Annotated in this window: 17 protein-coding genes; 9 read left to right on the top strand and 8 right to left on the bottom strand. The window is 67.3% G+C overall.

Going from position 1 to position 19,225, the window contains the following annotated elements:
* The first annotated feature begins 2 nt into the window (after window positions 1–2).
* A complete protein-coding gene (gene ntrX, locus KHC27_RS13240; protein ID WP_213339844.1) occupies window positions 3–1,370 on the top strand; it encodes a nitrogen assimilation response regulator NtrX in 1,368 nt (455 codons plus the stop codon).
* Between the two features lie 8 nt (window positions 1,371–1,378).
* Here the strand turns inward: ntrX and bla are convergent, their stop codons facing one another.
* Window positions 1,379–2,257, bottom strand: coding sequence for a class A beta-lactamase (gene bla, locus KHC27_RS13235; RefSeq protein ID WP_213339843.1), 879 nt, complete (start codon window positions 2,255–2,257; stop codon window positions 1,379–1,381).
* A 187-nt stretch (window positions 2,258–2,444) separates the two neighbouring features.
* On the opposite strand from bla, the gene KHC27_RS13230 reads away from it, so the two are divergent.
* From KHC27_RS13230 to hflX, 8 genes are all read left to right on the top strand, one after another.
* On the top strand, window positions 2,445–3,398 hold the full coding sequence (locus KHC27_RS13230) for a GlxA family transcriptional regulator (protein WP_213339842.1): 954 nt from the start codon (window positions 2,445–2,447) through the stop codon (window positions 3,396–3,398).
* A 122-nt stretch (window positions 3,399–3,520) separates the two neighbouring features.
* Entirely contained in the window at window positions 3,521–3,967 is a 447-nt protein-coding gene (locus KHC27_RS13225; protein ID WP_213339841.1) for a (2Fe-2S)-binding protein, read from the top strand.
* A 10-nt stretch (window positions 3,968–3,977) separates the two neighbouring features.
* Entirely contained in the window at window positions 3,978–6,224 is a 2,247-nt protein-coding gene (locus KHC27_RS13220; RefSeq protein ID WP_213339840.1) for a xanthine dehydrogenase family protein molybdopterin-binding subunit, read from the top strand.
* Window positions 6,225–6,402: 178 nt separating this feature from the next.
* The gene (trkA, locus tag KHC27_RS13215) at window positions 6,403–7,779 is read left to right on the top strand and encodes a Trk system potassium transporter TrkA (RefSeq protein ID WP_213339839.1); all 1,377 of its coding nucleotides are present in this window, start codon (window positions 6,403–6,405) and stop codon (window positions 7,777–7,779) included.
* Between the two features lie 6 nt (window positions 7,780–7,785).
* Window positions 7,786–9,237 (top strand): potassium transporter TrkG, encoded by a 1,452-nt coding sequence (locus KHC27_RS13210; protein ID WP_213339838.1) that lies wholly within the window; start codon window positions 7,786–7,788, stop codon window positions 9,235–9,237.
* Window positions 9,238–9,266: 29 nt separating this feature from the next.
* A complete protein-coding gene (locus KHC27_RS13205) occupies window positions 9,267–10,127 on the top strand; it encodes a D-amino-acid transaminase (RefSeq protein ID WP_213339837.1) in 861 nt (286 codons plus the stop codon).
* A 161-nt stretch (window positions 10,128–10,288) separates the two neighbouring features.
* Window positions 10,289–10,543, top strand: coding sequence for an RNA chaperone Hfq (hfq, locus tag KHC27_RS13200; RefSeq protein ID WP_213339950.1), 255 nt, complete (start codon window positions 10,289–10,291; stop codon window positions 10,541–10,543).
* A 67-nt stretch (window positions 10,544–10,610) separates the two neighbouring features.
* A complete protein-coding gene (gene hflX, locus KHC27_RS13195) occupies window positions 10,611–11,951 on the top strand; it encodes a GTPase HflX (protein WP_213339836.1) in 1,341 nt (446 codons plus the stop codon).
* Between the two features lie 77 nt (window positions 11,952–12,028).
* On the opposite strand, the gene mazG is transcribed toward hflX, so the two are convergent.
* The 7 genes from mazG to KHC27_RS13160 all read right to left on the bottom strand — a co-directional run bounded on the left by mazG (window position 12,029) and on the right by KHC27_RS13160 (window position 19,221).
* Window positions 12,029–12,850, bottom strand: coding sequence for a nucleoside triphosphate pyrophosphohydrolase (gene mazG, locus KHC27_RS13190; RefSeq protein ID WP_213339835.1), 822 nt, complete (start codon window positions 12,848–12,850; stop codon window positions 12,029–12,031).
* A 125-nt stretch (window positions 12,851–12,975) separates the two neighbouring features.
* Window positions 12,976–13,773 (bottom strand): MBL fold metallo-hydrolase, encoded by a 798-nt coding sequence (locus KHC27_RS13185; RefSeq protein ID WP_213339834.1) that lies wholly within the window; start codon window positions 13,771–13,773, stop codon window positions 12,976–12,978.
* Window positions 13,774–13,784: 11 nt separating this feature from the next.
* Window positions 13,785–14,558: a TatD family hydrolase gene (locus KHC27_RS13180; RefSeq protein WP_213339949.1), complete on the bottom strand. Its 774-nt coding sequence runs from the start codon at window positions 14,556–14,558 to the stop codon at window positions 13,785–13,787.
* Between the two features lie 23 nt (window positions 14,559–14,581).
* Entirely contained in the window at window positions 14,582–16,129 is a 1,548-nt protein-coding gene (metG, locus tag KHC27_RS13175; RefSeq protein WP_213339833.1) for a methionine--tRNA ligase, read from the bottom strand.
* 43 nt (window positions 16,130–16,172) lie between these two features.
* The gene (locus KHC27_RS13170) at window positions 16,173–17,210 is read right to left on the bottom strand and encodes a DNA polymerase III subunit delta' (RefSeq protein ID WP_213339832.1); all 1,038 of its coding nucleotides are present in this window, start codon (window positions 17,208–17,210) and stop codon (window positions 16,173–16,175) included.
* A complete protein-coding gene (tmk, locus tag KHC27_RS13165) occupies window positions 17,207–17,917 on the bottom strand; it encodes a dTMP kinase (RefSeq protein WP_246519915.1) in 711 nt (236 codons plus the stop codon). Before tmk ends, KHC27_RS13170 begins: the two co-directional genes overlap by 4 nt.
* Window positions 17,914–19,221, bottom strand: coding sequence for a D-alanyl-D-alanine carboxypeptidase family protein (locus tag KHC27_RS13160; RefSeq protein ID WP_246519914.1), 1,308 nt, complete (start codon window positions 19,219–19,221; stop codon window positions 17,914–17,916). The genes tmk and KHC27_RS13160 overlap by 4 nt, the downstream gene beginning before the upstream one ends.
* Window positions 19,222–19,225: the final 4 nt, after the last annotated feature.

Raw genomic sequence — 19,225 nt, 5'->3', positions numbered from 1 at the left:
ACATGGCGACCGATATCCTCATCGTCGACGACGAAGCCGATATTCGCGGGCTGGTGGCCGGCATCCTCGAGGACGAGGGCTACGGCGCCCGCACCGCCAAGGACAGCGACGAGGCGCTCGGGGCCATCGAGTCCCGCCGGCCCAACCTCATCTTCCTCGACATCTGGCTGGAGCGCTCCCGCCTCGACGGGCTGCAGCTGCTGGAGGCGATCAAGCGCGATCACCCCGAGGTTCCGGTGGTGATGATATCCGGCCATGGCACGATCGAGACGGCTGTCGCCGCGATCAAGCAGGGCGCCTACGACTTCATCGAGAAGCCGTTCAATTCCGACCGGCTGATCCATGTCGCCAACCGCGCGCTGGAGACCCTCCGGCTGAAGCGGGAGGTGCGGGACCTCAAGCAGCGCGCGCCCATCGCGCAGGCGCTGGTCGGGCGCTCCACGGTGATGAACCAGCTCCGCCAGACCGTCGAGAAAGTGGCGCCCACCAACAGCCGCATCATGATCGTCGGCCCCTCCGGCTCCGGCAAGGAACTCGCCGCCCGCATCATCCATGCCTCATCGGCGCGGGCTTCCGGCCCCTTCATCGTCATCAACGCCGCGGCCATCACCCCGGAGCGGATGGAGGTGGAGCTTTTCGGCACAGAAGGTGTGGACGGGCAGGGGCGCCATGTCGGCGCGCTGGAAGAGGCCCACGGCGGCACACTGTTCATCGATGAAGTCGCCGACATGCCGCGGGAGACCCAGAACCGCATCCTCCGGGTGCTGGTCGACCAGAACTTCCTGCGGGTGGGGGGCACGACGCGGGTGTCGGTCGATGTCCGCATCATCTCCTCCACGGCCCGCAACCTCGAGAACGAGATTGCCGAAGGCCGCTTCCGCGAGGACCTTTATCATCGGCTCGGCGTCGTCCCGATCCGGGTGCCGCCGCTTGCGGAACGCCGGGAAGACGTGCCGGAGCTGGTGGATTACTTCCTCGAGCAGATATCGCAGAGCACCGGACTTCCCCGCCGGCGGATCGCTGACGACGCGCTTGCCGTGCTGCAGTCCCACGACTGGCCGGGCAACGTGCGTCAGCTCCGCAACAATATCGAGCGGCTGCTGATCCTGGCAACCGGCGAAGCCGATGCCGCCGTCACGGCAAGCATGCTGCCGCCGGATGTCGGCTCGCTGGTGCCGAGCCTGCCCAACGGCCATGGCGGCGAGCATCTGATGGGGTTGCCGCTGCGCGAGGCGCGCGAGGTGTTCGAGCGGGAGTATCTCGTCGCGCAGATCAGCCGCTTCGGCGGCAACATCTCCCGTACCGCCGAGTTCGTGGGAATGGAACGGTCCGCGCTCCACCGCAAGCTCAAGGCGCTCGGCATCGGCTGAGCCGTCGCTCAGCCAGTGAATCGGCTGGCCGCGAGCCGGGCCACGTTGGCGTGGGCGGCGTCCTGCGCGTCCCGCCCGGCGTAGGCGCCGGTGATGAAAGAGGCGAGGATCAGCGGGGCATGGCCGGGCGGCCAGGCGATGCCGACATCGTTATTGGTGCCGTTGGGCCCAGTCCCGGTTTTCTCGCCCGCCATCCAGCCCGACGGCAGCCCGGCGCGCAAGCGCTGGTCGCCGGTGCGGTTGCCGACCAGCCAGCCGCTGATGCGGGCTCGGGACGGCGCCGACAATGCGGTGCCGACAACCAGCCTGCGGATGTCGTCGGCCATCGCCCGCGGGGTGGTCGTGTCGCGCGCATCGCCGGGGCGGGATTCGTTGAGCGTGGGCTCAGTGCGGTCGAGCCGCGTCACGGCGTCGCCGAGGGTGCGGAGATAGCCGGTGAGGCCGCTGGGGCCACCCAGCCGTGCCAGCAGGAGGTTGGCGGCGCCATTGTCACTGCGCGTTACCGCTGCCTCGCAGAGGACCTCCACCGAAAGCCCCTTACCAAGCTGTTCCCGCGTTACCGGTGAGCCGTCGGGCAGCTCGTCGGGCGAATATGCGACGTGGGTGTCGAGCCTCTCCAGCCCGGCATCGACCCGGGCGAGGATGGCCGCCGCTGCCAGCATCTTGAAGGTGCTGCACATTGGGAAGCGCTCGTCCAGCCGCCGGCCCGCGACCGTTCCCGTCGCGGTGTCGATGAGGCAGACGCCGAGCCGGCCCCCGAGGCGCGCTTCAATGTGGGCGAGGCGGGCCGCGACGTCATCGGGCTCGGCGGCCGATGCGATCCGCGGCTGGAACGCCATGGCGGCGAAGCCCGCCGCGCCGCGGATGAGGCTGCGCCGTGTGGTCATGTCGTGGTCCTTCGCTGTGCATGGCCCTGCGGCAGCTCTGCTAGAAGGACGTCGCGGCTGGAAGAAGGCGGCCGCGCGTGAGACAGCGGCATGCCAATGGCCTGATTCGTCAAGAGACTACCGTTTCGGTCATCGCGGCCTATGTAGAAGCAGCCGAAGCCGAACCGGAACAGCGTTGGAGGAAAGGATGCGCAGCATCGGATTGCTGGTCTTCGAGGACTTCCAGATCATGGGCCTCGCCGCATTGTCCGCCTTCGAGATGGCCAACAGGGTGCTCGACCACAGCGCCTACCAGGTGCAGGTCCTTTCCGAGACCGGGGGGCCGGTACGTAACTCGATCGGGTTCGCGATCGACACCGAGCCGTTCGGCGCGCCGGGTCACGACACCACCATCACCATTGGCTCCCTGATCGTCCGGCCTTCCTCTCCGGCCTTTCTTGATCACCTCCGGTCGGCGGCGAAGGCCTCGCGTCGCATTGCCGGCATCTGCACAGGCGCCTTCGTACTGGCGGAGGCTGGCTTGCTCGACGGTCGCCGCGCCACCACGCACTGGGCCCATGCCCGACGGCTGCGCGAGCTCTATCCCTCCGTCGAAGTGACGGAGGATCGCATCTTCAGCGTCGACGGCAATGTCTGGACCTCAGCCGGTATGTCGGCAGGCATCGATCTCGCGCTCGCGATGGTCGAGGATGACCACGGTGTGGAGGTGGCCCGCGCGGTGGCCCGCCGTCTTGTGGTCTATCTGCGCCGGCCCGGCGGCCAGTCCCAATTCTCGACCCTGCTCGAGACGGAACCGAAATCCGACCGCATCCGCCGCACACTGGTCTATGCCCGCGAGAATCTTGCCAGCGAGCTCTCCGTGGAGGATCTGGCCGCCGCCGCCAACCTTAGCACCCGCCAGTTCAGCCGGCTGTTCCGGGAGGAGACCGGGCAGTCGCCGGCCAAGGTGGTTGAAGCGCTTCGGCTCGAACTCGCGCGTTCGCTGCTGGAGGAGGGGAGGCTGTCGCTTGACGAGATCGCGCGGGAGGCCGGGTTCGGCGACCGTGAGCGGATGCGCCGTGCCTTCGTCCGCAACTTCGGCCAGCCACCACAGGCCTTTCGCCGTGCGACCAGTCTGGAACGCTTCGCCCGCTCGGCCTGAGGCGTCGGCGCTCGACGCCGTGCCGAGCCGCAACGATGGCCGAAATCGTTGCGAGGACGTCCTACGTCCCCATCTGGAACGGCTCTAGCCTGCGCCCACATTTCCTTGCGCAGGAGCGTGCCATGATCCGCATCAACATCAATGGTCGTGACTATGACGTCGCGGCCGAGCCGGACACTCCCCTGCTCTGGGTCCTGCGGGACACGCTGGGCCTCACCGGTACCAAATATGGCTGCGGCATCGCCCAATGCGGTGCCTGCACCGTACTGGTCGACGGCGAGGCGACCCGGTCATGCCAGCTTGCGCTTGAAAATGTCGGCTCTGCGCATATCCGGACCATCGAGGCGATCGAGCAGGACGAGGTTGGCCGCAAGCTGGTCGAAGCCTGGGTCGAGGTGCAGGTGCCTCAGTGCGGCTACTGCCAGTCCGGCCAGATCATGGCTGCGGCGGCGCTGCTGAGCCAGAACCCCCACCCCACGGATGCCGACATAGCCGACGCCATGACCAATCTGTGCCGGTGCGGGACCTACAACCGGATCGCCGCCGCGATCCACCACGCCGCGGCCTGAGGAGCACATCATGAACATGCTGCTGCGTCCTTCTCCCTCCCAGTCGGCCCTGCCGCTGAAATCCGAGGGAATCACGAATCTTTCCCGGCGCCGGTTCCTTGGCGCCGGTGCCGGCGCGCTGGTTCTCGGCGCTCTGTTGCCCGCCCTGCCGCATAGGGCCTTGGCCCAGGCGACCGCCAACACGGTGAAGCCGGGGACCCGCATCCCCGCCTTCCTGATCGTCGGCCGCGACAACAGCTTCAAGCTGCTCAGTCCCTTCGTCGAGGGAGGGCAGGGGGTCAGCACCGGGCAGGCCCAGATGGTTGGCGAAGAGCTCGATGTCGAGCCCAGCCGCTTTGTCGTCGAATGCGCGCCTCCCGGCCCGGACTATGCGGTGATCGGCGGCCTGCGGCTGACCGGCGGCAGCTTCTCGACCCGGTCGAGCTATGAGGTGATGCGCCGGCTCGGTGCGACGGCACGCGAGATGTTCCTGCGCGCCGCCGCCGCCAGGCTGGATGTACCGGCAAGTGAACTGACGACTGAGAATGGCGTGGTGATCCATGCCGCCAGCGGCCGACATGTGCCCTATGGCGAGGTCGCCGAGGCCGCGCTGGCGCTGACGCCGGCCGAGAACGTGCCGCTTCGCGACCCCAAGACCTTCCGCTATATCCGCCAGCCGCTGCCCCGCCTCGACGCCCGTGACAAGTCGACCGGCAAGGCGGTCTACGCCATCGACCAGAAGCTGGATGGCATGCTCTATGCCGCCGTGCAGCACGCCCCGCACCTCGGCACCGAGCCCGTCTCGTTCGCCAATGAGGCGGCGGTTCGGGCCATGCCGGGCGTCCACGGCGTGCATCGGCTGCCGGGCGCCGTGGCGGTTACGGCCGATAGCTGGTTCCGCGCGCGCAAGGCAGTGGAGACACTCGACGTCACCTGGACCCGGCCGGAGGCGACCGGCCTCAAGACCGTCGCGGCCGATTATTCCTCCGAAGCCATGCTGGCGGCGCTGAAGGAATCGAAGGCCGCCGCGGTGTCGGCGGAAAAGGCCGGAGATGCCGCTGCCGTATTTGCGGCTGCGACCAGGATTGTCGAGGCGGAGTATGCCGCGCCCTATCTCGCCCATGCCCAGCTCGAGCCGCCTTCGGCCATGGCCCGGTTCAACCCGGATGGGACGCTGGAGCTGTGGACGCCGAACCAGATGCCCGAGCTGTTCCAGTCGATTGCAGCCAAGACCGCGGGCCTCTCGCCGGAGAAGGTGATCCTGCACTCGCCGATCCTCGGTGGCTTCTTTGGCCGGCATTTCTTCTACGGCGCGGCATCGCCATTCCCGCAGGCGATCCTGCTCGCCAAGGAGACGGGGCGTCCGGTCAAGGTGCTGTGGTCGCGCGAGGAGGAGTTCCGCATGGACGCGCTGCGTCCGCTGAGCTTCACCCGGTTCCGGGCGGCACTGGGGGCGGATGGGCGCCCGGCGGCGCTTGAGGCGCGCACGGTGGGCGAGGGACCCACCGGCCGTTACTTCGGCGCGCTGTTCGGCGGTCCGGTGGATGGCTCCGCCGTGGAGGGGCTGGTCGAGAAACCCTACGCCATCGCCGATCGCTCATTGGATTACGTGAAGCTGCTCCACCCCGTCACCATCGCCTTCTGGCGCTCGGTGGGCCATTCGATGAACGACTATTTCTACGAAGGCTTCTTCGACGAGGTGGCCGATGCCGGCGGGCACGATCCTTTCCAGCTCCGGCTCGACCTGCTGAAGGACCGGCGCCGCCATCTCAAGCTGCTTCAGACCGTGGCCGACCTCTCTGGCGGCTGGAAGCGCGGCCCGTTCGACGCGGAGGGCGGCCGTCGCGCCCGCGGTGTCGCAATGGCCTCGCCCTTCGGCTCGGAGACCGCGACCATCGCCGAGGTCTCGCTGGCCGACGGGCAGGTGAGGGTGCACGATATCTGGATCGCGTTCGATCCGGGCAGCATCGTCAATCCCGGCATCATCCGCTCGCAGGTAGAATCGGCGGCAGCGCTCGGCGTCTCGACCGCGCTGTTCGAAGAGATGGTCTATGCCGACGGGGTGCGGCAGGCCTCGAACTTCGACGGCTACACCATCCTCGGTCGCGACCACATGCCGAGGATTCATGTGGAGATCGTGGAAAGCGGGGAGCCCATGGGCGGTGTCGGCGAGCCGGGCCTTCCCGGCGTGGTGGCCGCGGTGGTGAACGCCGTAGCGGCCCTGACGGGCAGGCACATCAGGACGCTGCCGCTCTCCCGCACGAAGTTCAACGCCTGAACCGCGGAGAGCGGTGGGCTACCTGCACCCGCCGCTCTCTGTTCCCGTCATCTGAACGTCGCCCCTTACCCACGATCGTCGCCGGAACTGACCTGTGCGGCGATGAAACTGCTATAGAGTGAATCGAAGACGGGGGGCGGGCGGCGGTCCGTTCCGCCCCGGTTCGGGTGAGGGCAGGATGAAGGTCGTGATTTGCGGCGCGGGACAGGTCGGGTTCGGCATCGCCGAGCGGCTGGCCGCCGAGCAGAACGACGTCTCGATCATCGACACGTCGCCGCGGCTGATCCAGGCGATCACGGACACACTGGATGTCCGCGGCTTTGTCGGCCACGGCTCCCACCCGGACGTGCTGGCCCGCGCCGGGCTCGACGCCGCTGACATGCTGATCGCGGTCACGCTGCACGACGAGGTCAACATGATCGCCTGCCAGGTCGGTCATGCGCTGTTCGACGTCCCCACCAAGATTGCCCGGGTGCGCGCGCAGAGCTACCTGCAGGGCCACTGGCGCGACCTGTTCTCGCGCGATCATCTGCCGATCGACGTCGTCATCTCGCCCGAGATCGAGGTGGGGGAGATGGTGCTGCGGCGGCTCTCGCTGCCCGGGGCCATCGACACGGTGAACTTCGCCGATGGCCAGGTGGTCGTCGCCGGCGTGCGCTGCGAGGAGGACTGTCCGGTTCTGGACACCCCGCTGCGCCAGCTCACGGACCTGTTTCCTGATCTTCGCGCGGTCGTCATCGCCGTCAACCGCAAGGGCCGTGTCTTCGTGCCCCGGAGCACGGACACGCTTCTTGCCGGAGACGTTGCGTATTTCTCGGCGCAGGCCGATCAGGTGGTGCGAACCCTGTCGATCTTCGGCCATGACGAGGTGCCGGCCCAGCGGGTGGTGATCGGTGGCGGCGGCAATATCGGCTTCTACGTGGCGCGGGAGCTGGAGCGGCGCAATCCCAAGGCGCGCGTCAAGATCATCGAGGATAACGCCGCCCGAGCCGAGGCGATCGCGCAGGATCTGGACCGCATCGTCGTGCTCCACGGCAGCGCGCTCGATCGGGTGGTGCTGGAGGAGGCCTCGGTCGGCGATGCCGACACCATGATCGCGGTGACCAATGACGACCGGGTCAACATCCTCTCCTGCCTGTTGTCCAAGGAGCTGGGCGCGCGGCGCATGCTCTCGCTGCTCAACGACCCGAACTATCCCGCCTTTGCCCGCGGGCTGGGCATCGATGCCTATGTGAACCCACGTCAGATCACCGTCTCCAAGATCCTTCAGCACGTGCGGAAAGGCCGTATCCGCGGCGTGCATTCGCTGCTGAACGGGGCAGGGGAGGTGATCGAGGCCGAGGCCCTCGAAACCTCTCCCCTCGTGGGACGACCGCTGAAGAATCTGGACTTTTTCGATGGCATGCGGATCGGCGCGGTGATCCGGGCGGGAAAAGTCATGCTGCCGCGCGGGGACACCGTGATCCAGCCGCGCGACCGTATCGTCCTGTTTGCGCTCGCGGAGAAGGTGAAGCGGGTCGAGCAGCTCTTCCGCGTCAGCCTCGAATTCTTCTGAGCCTTCATGATTGCGGTTGCCCAGAAAGGTGCGGTGGCGGCGGGCGGCTTGGCGCTGTTCCTGCTGTTTGCGGCTGCCGTGGCGCTGGCGCGGCGGGAAGAAGCCGCCATTGCGTTCCTGCTCACAGCCCTCCTCACCATCTTCGCCGCTGGAGCCGTGTATCTCGCCACCCGCAACCGGCAGGTAAAACTGGGGCGGCTTCAGTCCTATGTGTTGATTGCGCTGTTCTGGGTCGTGTCGTCGCTCATCGCCGCGCTGCCGGTGGCGGGCAGCACTTCGCTCGGCTTGCTCGATGCCTGGTTCGAGGCGGTGAGCGCCCTGACGACCACGGGCGGCGGCCAGCTCCATGAACTGGCGGACCTTCCCCGCTCGACGCTGGTGTGGCTGTTGTCGCTGCAATGGCTGGGTGGGCTGCTCACATTGCTGGGGGCGGTTGCCGTCCTTGCCCCGGCGGGCGTCGGAGGGTTGCCGGACCGGACCGCGATCGCTCCGGAACAGGCGCATGCCGATCGCGGCGTCACCTTCGACGACGCCATCGAGACGGTCGTGCCGCTCTATGCCGGCGCCACCGTGCTGTGCATGCTGGCGCTGTTCAGCGTCGGGCTGCGCGGCTTCGACGCCTTCGGTCTTGCCACCGCGGCCGTCTCGACCGGGAGCATCCTGCCGGACGCCGATGGCATGGCGGCCTATGGCACTTTTCCTGTCAAGCTGGTGATGATCCTCTTCATGCTGATGGGTGGCACCAGCGTGCTGTGGCACCGCATGATCGTCACCCGCCGTTTCCGGCTGGCGTTCACGCAACGCGAGAACATTTCTGTCTTGATGCTTGTCATCATTGTAGGAATTCTGATCGCTGCCGCGCGCTACAATAACCCGATGGGAACAGTCTCCCTCGCGATGGCGATCGAGGACGGCATCTTCACGGCCACGTCGCTGATCACCACCTCCGGCATCCAGCTCCACGCCGGCGACTTCGTCTCGCTTCCGCTCAGCCTCGTTCTGCTGCTGCTGTTCGTCGGCGGGGCCACTTTCTCGACCAGCGGCGGCATCAAGCTGCACCGCGTCGGCGCCATGTGCCTGCAGAGCCTGATGGAGCTGAACCGTCTGGTCATGCCCCATGCGGTGAGGCCGCGGCAACTCGGCCGGCAGACGGTTACGCCGCAGGCGATGAAGGCGGTATGGCTCTGCTTTATCGTCGCGGCAGCGACCGTCGCGGGCGTCGCCATCGCGGTGTCGCCGGCGATGCCCAGCTTCGACGCGGCCTATGTGGCAGCCATCTGCGCGCTGAGCAACGCCGGTCCGGTCTATCTGGTGCACTGGCAGCCGGACGTTCTCTGGCCGGCGTGGGCTGAACTTCCCGCCTATGCCAAGATCCTGTTGGGAGCGACCATGATCCTGGGGCGCCTCGAGATCATGGCGGTGGTCGGGCTTGCCCATTTCGCCTTCTGGCGGCGCTGAACGTCCCTACCGCAGGAGTCTTGCTTCCCATGTCCCGCATCGCCTTTGTCAACGGCCGTTACGTTCCCCATGGTTCGGCGGCTGTCCACGTCGAGGATCGCGGCTACCAGTTCGCGGACGGCGTCTACGAGGTCTGCGAGGTCCGGGCCGGCCGGATGATCGATGAGCGCCGGCATATGCAGCGGCTGGTGCGCTCGCTCGATGAACTGCGCATCCGCCTGCCGATGCCGCTGTCGGCGCTCGGAGTGGTGCTGCGCGAGACCATCCGGCGGAACCGGGTGACGGACGGCATCGTGTATCTTCAGGTGACGCGCGGCGTCGCCCGCCGCGATCATGTGTTTCCCGCCCCCTCTACACCACCCTCGGTGGTGGTGACGGCCCGGACCGGCGATCGGGCGAAGGGTGACCGTCAGGCGGAGGAGGGCGTCGCCGTCATCACCCTTCCCGACAATCGCTGGGAGCGCGTCGACATCAAAACCGTGGGCCTGCTGCCCAACGTGCTGGCCAAGGAGACGGCACGCGCCGCCGGAGCCCGCGAAGCATGGTTCGTCGACGCCGATGGCTACGTGACCGAGGGTGGATCGACCAATGCTTGGATCGTGACGGCCGAGGGTGTCATACGGACCCGCCCGGCCGCCTTCGGCATCCTGCGTGGCATCACCCGAACCGTGGTGCTGGAAGTGGCTGCCGAGCTTGGATTCCGGGTGGAGGAAAGCGCCTTCACGGTCGACGAGGCGCTGGCTGCGCAGGAAGCCTTCATCACTGCAGCCAGCACCATTGTGATGCCCGTGGTGCGAATCGATGGTCTCCCGATAGGGCTAGGTTGCCCCGGCCCGGTCGCACGGGCCCTCCGCGCCCGCTTTCATCACCATGCCGAGGTGGCGGAATAGCTTGGGTCTGGGGGATACGAGACGAAATAGTCTTGCGCGACACACGTGCTGTGCCATGCTTGCAACGCACGCTCGTCCCGAAGCGGCCGGTCCACGGACAGGATCGCACCGCACGGGGCGGCGCCCGCGCCGGCGCAACATCACAAACGGACCAAAAAAACATGGCCGCGGATCGTTCCCAGAACCTCCAGGACACCTTTCTCAACCACGTCCGCAAGAACAAGACGCCTCTCACGATATTTCTCGTCAACGGCGTGAAGCTGCAGGGAGTCGTGACATGGTTCGACAATTTCTGCGTGCTCCTGCGGCGAGACGGGCACTCGCAACTGGTCTATAAGCACGCAATCTCGACGATCATGCCGGGTCACCCTGTCCAGCTGTTCGACGCGGCGGACGAGGCCGGAGAAAAGGGCTGATTTGGACCTCAAGAGTGCCGCCGGTCGCCGGCTCGCCAAAGCCGCAACCGCTTCGACCGTCGCGGGCGTGACGGACACGCCGGCGGACGCGACCCGCGTTGTGGTCATCGAGCCGAACCTGACGCGTTTCAGGCCCGGGGAGGGCGAGCCTCCGCGGCGTACGCCCGAGGCGCGCCTCGATGAGGCTGTCGGCCTTGCCCTCGCGATCGATCTCGATGTGGTTGGTCAGGCCATCGTGGGGCTTTCCACGGTGCGCCCGGCGACTTATCTCGGCACGGGCAAGGTCGAGGAGATCGCCGAGCGGGTGCGCGAGGGTGGGGCAGGGCTGGTTTTCGTTGATGCTCCGCTCAGCCCGGTTCAGCAGCGCAATCTCGAAAAGGCATGGTCGGCGAAAGTCATCGACCGTACGGCGCTGATCCTCGAGATCTTCGGCCAGCGTGCCCGCACGCGTGAAGGCGTGCTTCAAGTGGAGCTGGCGCATCTCAGCTACCAGAAAAGCCGGCTGGTACGCTCCTGGACCCATCTGGAACGCCAACGGGGCGGCTTCGGCTTTCTCGGCGGTCCCGGTGAGACCCAGATCGAAGCGGACCGGCGCATCATCGGCGAGCGCATCACCAAGATCGAGCGGGAGCTCGAGCAGGTGAAGCGGACCCGGGCTCTGCATCGCGCGAGCCGCAAGAAGGTGCCCTATCCCGTGGTGGCCTTGGTGGGTTACACCAATGCCGGCAAGTCCACCCTGTTCAACCGTCTGACGCGGGCGCAGGTTCGGGCGCAGGACCTGCTCTTCGCGACGCTCGACCCTACCCTCAGGGCCGTCGAGCTGCCGAGCGGCGAGCGCATCATCCTGTCCGACACCGTCGGCTTCATCTCCGAGCTGCCGACGCAGCTGGTCGCGGCGTTCCGCGCCACCCTGGAAGAGGTCATCGAGGCGGACATCATCCTTCATGTCCGTGACCTCTCGCACGAAGACGCCGACGCGCAGGCCCATGACGTCGACGACGTCCTCGCCGATCTCGGCATCGATCCCGCCGATCACGGCCGGCTGGTCGAGGTCTGGAACAAGATCGACAAGCTGGACGTGGAAGATCGCACGCGCCTCTTCAACGTCGCCGAGCGGCGGCAGGGCGACGAGCACCCGATCCCGGTTTCCGCGCTCACCGGTGAGGGGCTCGAGGATCTCACCCGCGCCATCCAGCAGCGGCTCGGGCGCGAGAGGATCACCCTGGCGCTCGACCTTGATCCGGCCGACGGCGAAGGCCTGAGCTGGCTCTATCGCCACAGCGAGGTTTTGGAACGTCGCGTCGCCGAAAGCGGCCGGCTGCATCTCGCGGTGAGGGTCGATCCCGACCGGGTGGAGCATCTGGAGCGACGGTTTGGCGCCCGGCGCACCGGCGTGCCCCGCCATTAACCGGACGCAGGGCCGTCTGGCCTTCGACGGTGGCGCGGTATGACGGGTGGAGCGGCCAATGGCGGGCACCCGGCCCGCTATTCCTCCGCCTTGGCGGCCTGCCACAGGGCTTCCATCTCCTCCAGCGTCGCCGCCGCCGGCGTCCGGCCCTCCCGCTCCAGCGCATCCTCGATGCTGCCGAAACGGCGCACGAACTTCGTGTTGGTCCGACGCAGCGCCGCCTCGGGGTCGACATCGAGATGGCGGGCGAGATTGGCGAGGGCAAACAACAGGTCGCCCACTTCGCCGGCCGCGGCTTCCCGATCTCCCGACGCGATTTCCGCTTCGACTTCGGCGATCTCTTCCCGAATCTTGTCGATGACGGGTTCGACGCCCGGCCAGTCGAACCCGACTTTAGCCGCCTTGTCCTGAAGCTTGACGGCGCGGGTGAGGGCAGGGGCATTGGCGGGAACATCGCCCAGCGTTCGCGCCCTGCCCTCGGGCGGGAGGTTGCGCCGGGCGCGGCGTTCGGCCCGCGCGCGCTTCTCCTCCGCCTTGATGGCGTCCCACGCGGCGTTCACCGCGGCGACGTCACGCCCCGCGGCATCGCCGAACACATGGGGATGGCGGCGGACCATCTTGGACGTCACCGCCATCACCACGTCCCCAAAATCGAACGCGCCAATTTCCTGCGCCATCCGTGCGTGGAACACCACCTGAAGCAGCAGATCGCCCAGTTCGTCGCAGAGGTCGTCCATGTCGTCGCGCTCAATGGCGTCGGCAACCTCATAGGCTTCCTCGATCGTGTAGGGCGCGATGGAGCGGAAATCCTGCTCCAGATCCCATGGGCACCCGGTAGCCGGTGCGCGCAGCGCCGCCATGATGGCGAGCAGCCGCTCGATCTCGCGGGAAGGGGTCATGCCGGGCCTCCGTGTCGCTTCCATCTGTCTCCGGCAATCCATGACCTCAGAGTCGCAGAAGACATATTATGGAAAATAGATCATGCTGTAGCTGAGGCGAGATATCGGGCTGCCGGTTGTATGCGTCAAAGCTCGACGATCATGCCGTCATGGGCCGGCTCGACGCCCGGCGGCAGCTCGCGCCGAAGCGTGCCGTAATCGAGGTCCGTGTGCAGGTTGGTGAGAATGGCCCGTTTCGGGCGGAGACGTTCAATCCAGGCCAATGCGTCCGAGAGCGAAAAATGGCTGGGATGCGGTGTGGGACGCAGTGCGTCGACGATCCACACATCCAGCCCTTCGAGAAAAGGGAGGCTCTCTTCCGGTATGTCGTGGAGGTCGCTGGAATAGGCCAGGCCGCCGATGCGAAAGCCGAAGGCGATGATCTTGCCGTGGTACTGCCGGAATGGCATCGCCTCCACCTCGCCGCCCGGACCTGGCACCCGGACCGGTTCGCCGTGCCGGTAGCGGTGCTCGTTGAGGATCGGGGGATAGTCGCTGCCCGGCGGTGTCTCGAAGCAGTAGCCGAAGCGCTGCCGCACGACGGCCGAGGTCTCCGCATCCATCCAGGTATCGATGCGCCGGCGCTGCAGGATGGTGAGCGGGCGCACATCGTCGATGCCGTGGGTGTGGTCAGCGTGCTCATGGGTGATCAGAACGCCATCCAGCCGCCGGACGTCGGCACTAAGCAGCTGCTCGCGCAGGTCCGGCGATGTATCGATGAGCACCGTGGTCCGTGCGCCATCCGCTCCCCGGCGTTCCGCAAGCATGGAACAGCGCCGGCGCCGGTTACGCGGTTCCGCGGGATCGCAGGCCCCCCAACCCTGCCCCACGCGTGGCACGCCACCCGATGAGCCACATCCCAGAACGGTGAAGCTCAGTGCCATGGCGTGGTTCCTCAGAGCGCGCGCGAGAAGAGCCGAAAGAAATTGGCCGTCGTCAGGTCCGCCAGCGCCTCGGGCGAAATCCCTCGTGCCTGCGCCAGCACGGCAGCGGTCTCGACCACGAAGGAGGGCTCGTTCCGCTTTCCCCGCTTCGAATTGGGCGCGAGATAGGGGGCGTCGGTCTCCACCAGCAGGCGGTCGGCCGGCAGGGCGGCCGCGATCTCCCGCAGCGGCGCCCCGGATTTGAAGGTCAGGATGCCGGAGAAGGAGACGTAGCCACCAAGTGCAACGGCGCGTCGCGCGAGAGCCTCTCCCGCGGTGAAGCAGTGCAGGACGAAGCCGAAAGCGCCCTTCCCCGTCTCGTCTTCCAGGATCGCCGCGACATCCTCATCGGCGTCGCGGGCATGGATGACGAGCGGCAGGCCGGTGCGCCGCGCCGCCTCGATGTGGCGGCGAAATCCGGCGGCCTGCGCATCGCGCGGCGCAGTGTCGTAGTGATAGTCGAGCCCCGCTTCCCCGATGGCGACGACCTTGGGATGGTCGGCCTCACCCAGCAGTTCATCAAGGGTGACATCAGCTTCCTCGCCGGCATTGTGGGGATGCGTCCCCACCGAGCAATAGACGTGCTCGAAACGCTCGGCGATGGCACGCACCTCGGCCGAGCGGCGCACCCGGGTGCCGATCGTCACCAGCCGTCCCACGCCGGCCGCACGTGCGCGTTCGACGACCGCATCGAGTTCGGCGGCGAAGTCCGGAAAGTCGAGGTGGCAATGGCTGTCGACCATCATGCCGGCAGGGCGTTCCAGGGCCATCAGGACGCTTCCGCCTCGACATAGCGCGGGAACACCGCGACCGGGGCAGGGAGGGCGGTGCCGCCTGCGAGGCGCCCTGCCCCGCCGAGCGCGGCGAAGGTGCGGGCCGGCTCCGGCACCGCCAGCAGGTCCAGCAGCTTGGCGGCGCTGGATGGGATGATGGGCTGGGCGAGGATGGACACCTGCCGGATCACCTCGGCGGTGGTCCAAAGCACGGTGCCGAAGCGCTCCGGATCCGATTTGCGCAACTCCCACGGAGCGGCCGCGGCAAAGTAGCGGTTGGCATCGGCCACGACGGCCCAGATCGCGCCGATCGCCTGGTGTATCTGCCAGCCCCGCATAGCCTCGCGGACCTTCTCCAGCATGGCATCGGCGCTGGCGAGGATGGCGGCATCCTCTTCCGAGAGCGCCCCGGGTACGGGCAGCACGCCGCCGAGGTTTTTCGCGACCATGGAGAGCGAGCGCTGGGCGAGATTGCCGAGGTCGTTCGCGAGATCGGCATTGGTGCGGGCGACGATGGCCTCGTGGCTGTAGCTGCCGTCCTGGCCGAAGGGAATCTCCCGCAGCAGGAAATAGCGCAGCGCATCAACGCCATAGGCGGCGGCGAGGTCGAACGGGTCGATCACGTTGCCGACCGACTTCGACATCTTCTCCCCGCGATTGTGGATGAAACCGTGGGCAAAGACGGCATGGGGCGGCGCTATCCCGGCCGACATGAGGAAGGCCGGCCAATAGACGGCGTGGAAGCGGATGATGTCCTTGCCGATGACATGGAGCGCCGCCGGCCACCAGGTGCGGAAGGCCTCGCCATCTTCATCGGGATAGCCGCAGCCCGTGATGTAGTTGGTGAGGGCGTCGACCCACACATACATCACGTGCTCGGGATCGTCCGGTACCGGCACGCCCCAGGAGAAGGTGGTGCGGCTGATGGAGAGGTCCTGCAGCCCGCCCTTCACGAAGCTCAGCACCTCGTTGCGGCGGCTCTCCGGCTGGATGAAATCGGGATGGGCGGCGTAATAGTCGAGGAGCGGCTGCTGATAGGCCGAGAGGCGGAAGAAATAGCTCTTCTCCTCGGTCCACTCCACCGGCGTGCCCTGCGGGCCGAGCCGCACGCCATCGGGCGTCACCGTGGTCTCGTCCTCGGCGTAATAGGCCTCGTCGCGGACCGAGTACCAGCCGGAATAGGCGCTGAGGTAGATGTCGCCCTTTGCCAGCATTTTGCGCCAGATGGCCTGGCTGGACGCGATGTGGTCGGCGTCCGTGGTGCGGATGAAGCGGTCGTAGGAGACACCCAGCAGTGCGTCCATCTGCTGGAAGCGGGTCGCATTTTTCGTCGCCCATTCGAGCGGCGTCAGGCCCTGCTTCTGGGCCGTCTGCATCATCTTCAGCCCGTGCTCGTCAGTGCCGGTAAGGAAGCGCACACGGTCGCCCTCGAGGCGGCGGAACCGGGCGATCGCGTCAGCCGCGATCTTCTCATAGGCGTGCCCGATATGGGGCGAGCCGTTGGGGTAGTCGATCGCGGTGGTGATGTAGAAGGTCGAAGTCACGCGGGCATGTCCCGTTGGCGAGCCGCCGCCGGGATTCCTCACCCTAGCGGGTGATTGCCTCCTCGATCGACGCGAAGATCCGGAAGACGAGTGTCTTGCGGTCGAGATTGAAGGTGTCGGCGTCGACCGCAGCGCGGCGAACCTTCTCCCACACCTCCGGCAACCGTGCAAGGCGAAGGCCGGGTCTTTGCCGGCGCCCGGTCGCGTGGTCGCTCACCCAGGCTTCGATGGTGGCGACGAAGCTCTCCAGTCCGCCGGCGCGGTCGCCCTGGAGCCGGTCGCCAAGGGCGTGAAGCGCCCGGCCGTCGGCATCGGGCAGGCTGTCCAGCAGTTCCTCGGTCGCGGTGCGGATCGCCAGCCCCTCCCCCAAGAGCAGCCTCAGGGCTTCCCTGACGCTACCTTCGGCCGCGGTGGCGGCGGCCTCGAAGCGGCCGGGGTCGAGACCGCCCATCTCCTCGCCGAGCTGGTCAAGCGCGCCGATCACCTCACTGTCGCGCAGCGGCCTCAGCGACACCGCCCGGCAGCGCGAGCGGATGGTCGGCAGCAGCCGGCCGGGAGCATGGCTCACCAGAAGGAACAGCGCCCGGGCCGGTGGCTCTTCGAGCGTCTTGAGCAGTGCGTTGGCGCCCTGCGCGTTCATCTCGTCCAGCGTGTCGACGATGCAGACGCGCCATCCGCCGAGGGCGGCGGTCGAGCCGAAAAAGGACTTCAGTCGCCGCACCTGCTCGGCCGGTATGAAGGAGGGCAACTTGCCGTTGTCCCCGGCGATCCGCCGCAGGACCAGAAGATCGGGATGTGAGAGTGCCTGCACCTGGCGCGCCGCTGGGTGATCGGCGGCCACCTCCAGCGAACCGGCAGGCGCGGCGCCACCCGAGAGCACGAAACGGGCAATTCGATAGGCCAGAGTGGCCTTGCCGATGCCTTCAGTTCCGCCCAGCAGCAGCGCATGCGGCAGGCGCCCGGCGTCCCACGCCTCGCGCACCATCATCTGTGCGTCGTCATGGCCGACGAGATGCGTGCGCTGGCGGGGATGCGGCGCACCCTCGAGGCGGTCGGCTTCGACGGGAGCCTCGGCGCTCATGGGATGTCGGTCGATCCGTTCCGGTGCGGGGGAAGGCGGTCGGTCACGACATCCCATATCGCATTGGACACCGTCAACGGATCGCGGCCCGCGTCTATCAGCGCGCAGCGGCGGGGCTCGGCGGCGACCAGTGCACGGAACCCTTCGCGCAGGCGGCGGTGGAAATCGAGTGTCTCGCTTTCGAAGCGGTCCGTCTTTCCACCGGCGCTGCGCCGGGCGGCACGCGCAAGTCCTTCCTCAACGGGAAGATCGAGAACCAGGGTGAGGTCCGGTCGGGTGTCTCCGACCGTCACGCTCTCCAGTGCAGCGATGAGGCCCTGCCCCACATGGCCGGCGGAGCCCTGATAAACTCGGGTCGAGTCGGCGAAGCGGTCGCAGATGACCCACGCGCCCCGTTCGAGCGCGGGCCGTATGGTTGTGGCCAGGTGGTCGGCCCGCGCCGCGGCGAACAGCATGGTCTCGGCCTCGGCGCCGAGCGGCTTGGCCGCACCCGACAACAGCACGTGGCGGATCGCTTCAGCACCGGGCGACCCGCCGGGCTCGCGGGTTGTGACGACCTCGTAGCCAGCGCCACGCAGCCGCTCGGCGAGACGCCGTGCCTGGGTCGACTTGCCGGCCCCTTCCCCGCCTTCAAGCGTGATGAAACGCCCCCGCGACGTCGCGAGGGGGGAAGTGACGCCGGTCATCTGGCGTGGCAGCGGGTTCATCCCAGGCGGCTCTTCAGCTTGTCGTACCCCTGCCGGGCCAGCGTCACCACCAGCTCATAGGCACCGTCCAGTGCACGCCGCCAGAGCGGGCCGCGAGGCACCGCCTCCGCAGCAACAAGCGGCACGTCCAGCGCCATTTGCTCGCCGCGAAAGATCCGCAGACGGGCCAGCTCCTGGCCCTTCTCAACCGGAGCGGGGATCGGCCCGACATACTGGATACGCGCGGTGATACGTTCGGTGCCGTCCCGAGGCACCAGCAGCCGGATGGCGCCGACGCCGACGAGGGGGGCATTGCCCAGGGTGCCGCCATACATCGCGGCATCGCCGACCACCTGTCCGTCGGTGAACAGGACACGCTGCTCAAAGGAGCGGAAGCCCCATTCCAGCAGCTTGCGGGCGTCCTCCGCTCGCTCCTTGTCCGATTTGGCACCGAGGATGACGACGATGAGGCGTTGCCCGTTCTGAACGGCGGAGCCGACGACATTGAAGCCGGCATCTTTTAAGTATCCCGTCACCAGTCCATCCGCGCCGAGGCTCATGCCGAGCAGCGGGTTGCGGTTCAGCTGGCGTATCTTGTTCCAGGTGAATTCCTTCTCGGAATAGATCGCATAGTCCTGCGGATAGGTGCGGATGACATGCGTCGCCAGCCGGGCCATGTCGCGCGCGGTGGTGACCTGGCCCGGATCGGCCAGCCCCGTCGCGTTGCGGAAGGTGGAGCCGGTGAGCCCGAGCCTCTTCGCCTCGTCGTTCATCCGACCGGCAAAGGCCAGTTCGTTGCCGGCGATGCCTTCGGCCAGCACGAGCGCGGCATCGTTGCCTGACTGGACCATGACGCCCCGCATCAGGTCCGACACCTTGATCCGGCTGTTGAGCGCGGCGAACATCGCGGTGCTGCCGGAAGGGGCGCCACCTTTGCGCCAGGCATATTCGCTGACGGTCAGGGCGTCATCGGGAGTGATCTTGCCGGTCTCGATGGTGCGAAAAACCAGCGCCATCGTCATCAGCTTGGTGAGGTTCGCCGGCGCCACCTGGGTGTCGGCATCACGCTCGAACAGCACGGTGCCGCTGTCGAAATCCATCAGAAGCGCCTGCGGCGAAGCGATGGCCGGGGCCGCGACCTGTGCGAAAGCCTGCGGGGCAAGACAGATGCCGAGAAGGATAAGGCATCCGGCCACGATCCATGTGGCCGGGCGCGGTGCCGTTTCCGCCGGAAGTGGTGCGGTCCTTCGAGAAGACGCCATAGCATGCAGCCTTGCTGGGACATAAAGCGGAAGCGAGATGGTCCCGCCTTCCGCTGGCTTCATGCTA

It is taken from the genome of Ancylobacter lacus, assembly GCF_018390635.1.
GTDB lineage: Bacteria > Pseudomonadota > Alphaproteobacteria > Rhizobiales > Xanthobacteraceae > Ancylobacter > Ancylobacter lacus.
This window is presented reverse-complemented; position numbering and strand designations above follow the sequence as displayed.

Coding starts and splice junctions, on each gene's coding strand:
- ntrX (WP_213339844.1), top strand. CDS start 3: ATGGCGACCGATATCCTCATCGTCGACGACGAAGCCGATATTCGCGGG.
- bla (WP_213339843.1), bottom strand. CDS start 2,257: ATGACCACACGGCGCAGCCTCATCCGCGGCGCGGCGGGCTTCGCCGCC.
- KHC27_RS13230 (WP_213339842.1), top strand. CDS start 2,445: ATGCGCAGCATCGGATTGCTGGTCTTCGAGGACTTCCAGATCATGGGC.
- KHC27_RS13225 (WP_213339841.1), top strand. CDS start 3,521: ATGATCCGCATCAACATCAATGGTCGTGACTATGACGTCGCGGCCGAG.
- KHC27_RS13220 (WP_213339840.1), top strand. CDS start 3,978: ATGAACATGCTGCTGCGTCCTTCTCCCTCCCAGTCGGCCCTGCCGCTG.
- trkA (WP_213339839.1), top strand. CDS start 6,403: ATGAAGGTCGTGATTTGCGGCGCGGGACAGGTCGGGTTCGGCATCGCC.
- KHC27_RS13210 (WP_213339838.1), top strand. CDS start 7,786: ATGATTGCGGTTGCCCAGAAAGGTGCGGTGGCGGCGGGCGGCTTGGCG.
- KHC27_RS13205 (WP_213339837.1), top strand. CDS start 9,267: ATGTCCCGCATCGCCTTTGTCAACGGCCGTTACGTTCCCCATGGTTCG.
- hfq (WP_213339950.1), top strand. CDS start 10,289: ATGGCCGCGGATCGTTCCCAGAACCTCCAGGACACCTTTCTCAACCAC.
- mazG (WP_213339835.1), bottom strand. CDS start 12,850: ATGACCCCTTCCCGCGAGATCGAGCGGCTGCTCGCCATCATGGCGGCG.
- KHC27_RS13185 (WP_213339834.1), bottom strand. CDS start 13,773: ATGGCACTGAGCTTCACCGTTCTGGGATGTGGCTCATCGGGTGGCGTG.
- KHC27_RS13180 (WP_213339949.1), bottom strand. CDS start 14,558: ATGATGGTCGACAGCCATTGCCACCTCGACTTTCCGGACTTCGCCGCC.
- KHC27_RS13170 (WP_213339832.1), bottom strand. CDS start 17,210: ATGAGCGCCGAGGCTCCCGTCGAAGCCGACCGCCTCGAGGGTGCGCCG.
- tmk (WP_246519915.1), bottom strand. CDS start 17,917: ATGAACCCGCTGCCACGCCAGATGACCGGCGTCACTTCCCCCCTCGCG.
- KHC27_RS13160 (WP_246519914.1), bottom strand. CDS start 19,221: ATGAAGCCAGCGGAAGGCGGGACCATCTCGCTTCCGCTTTATGTCCCA.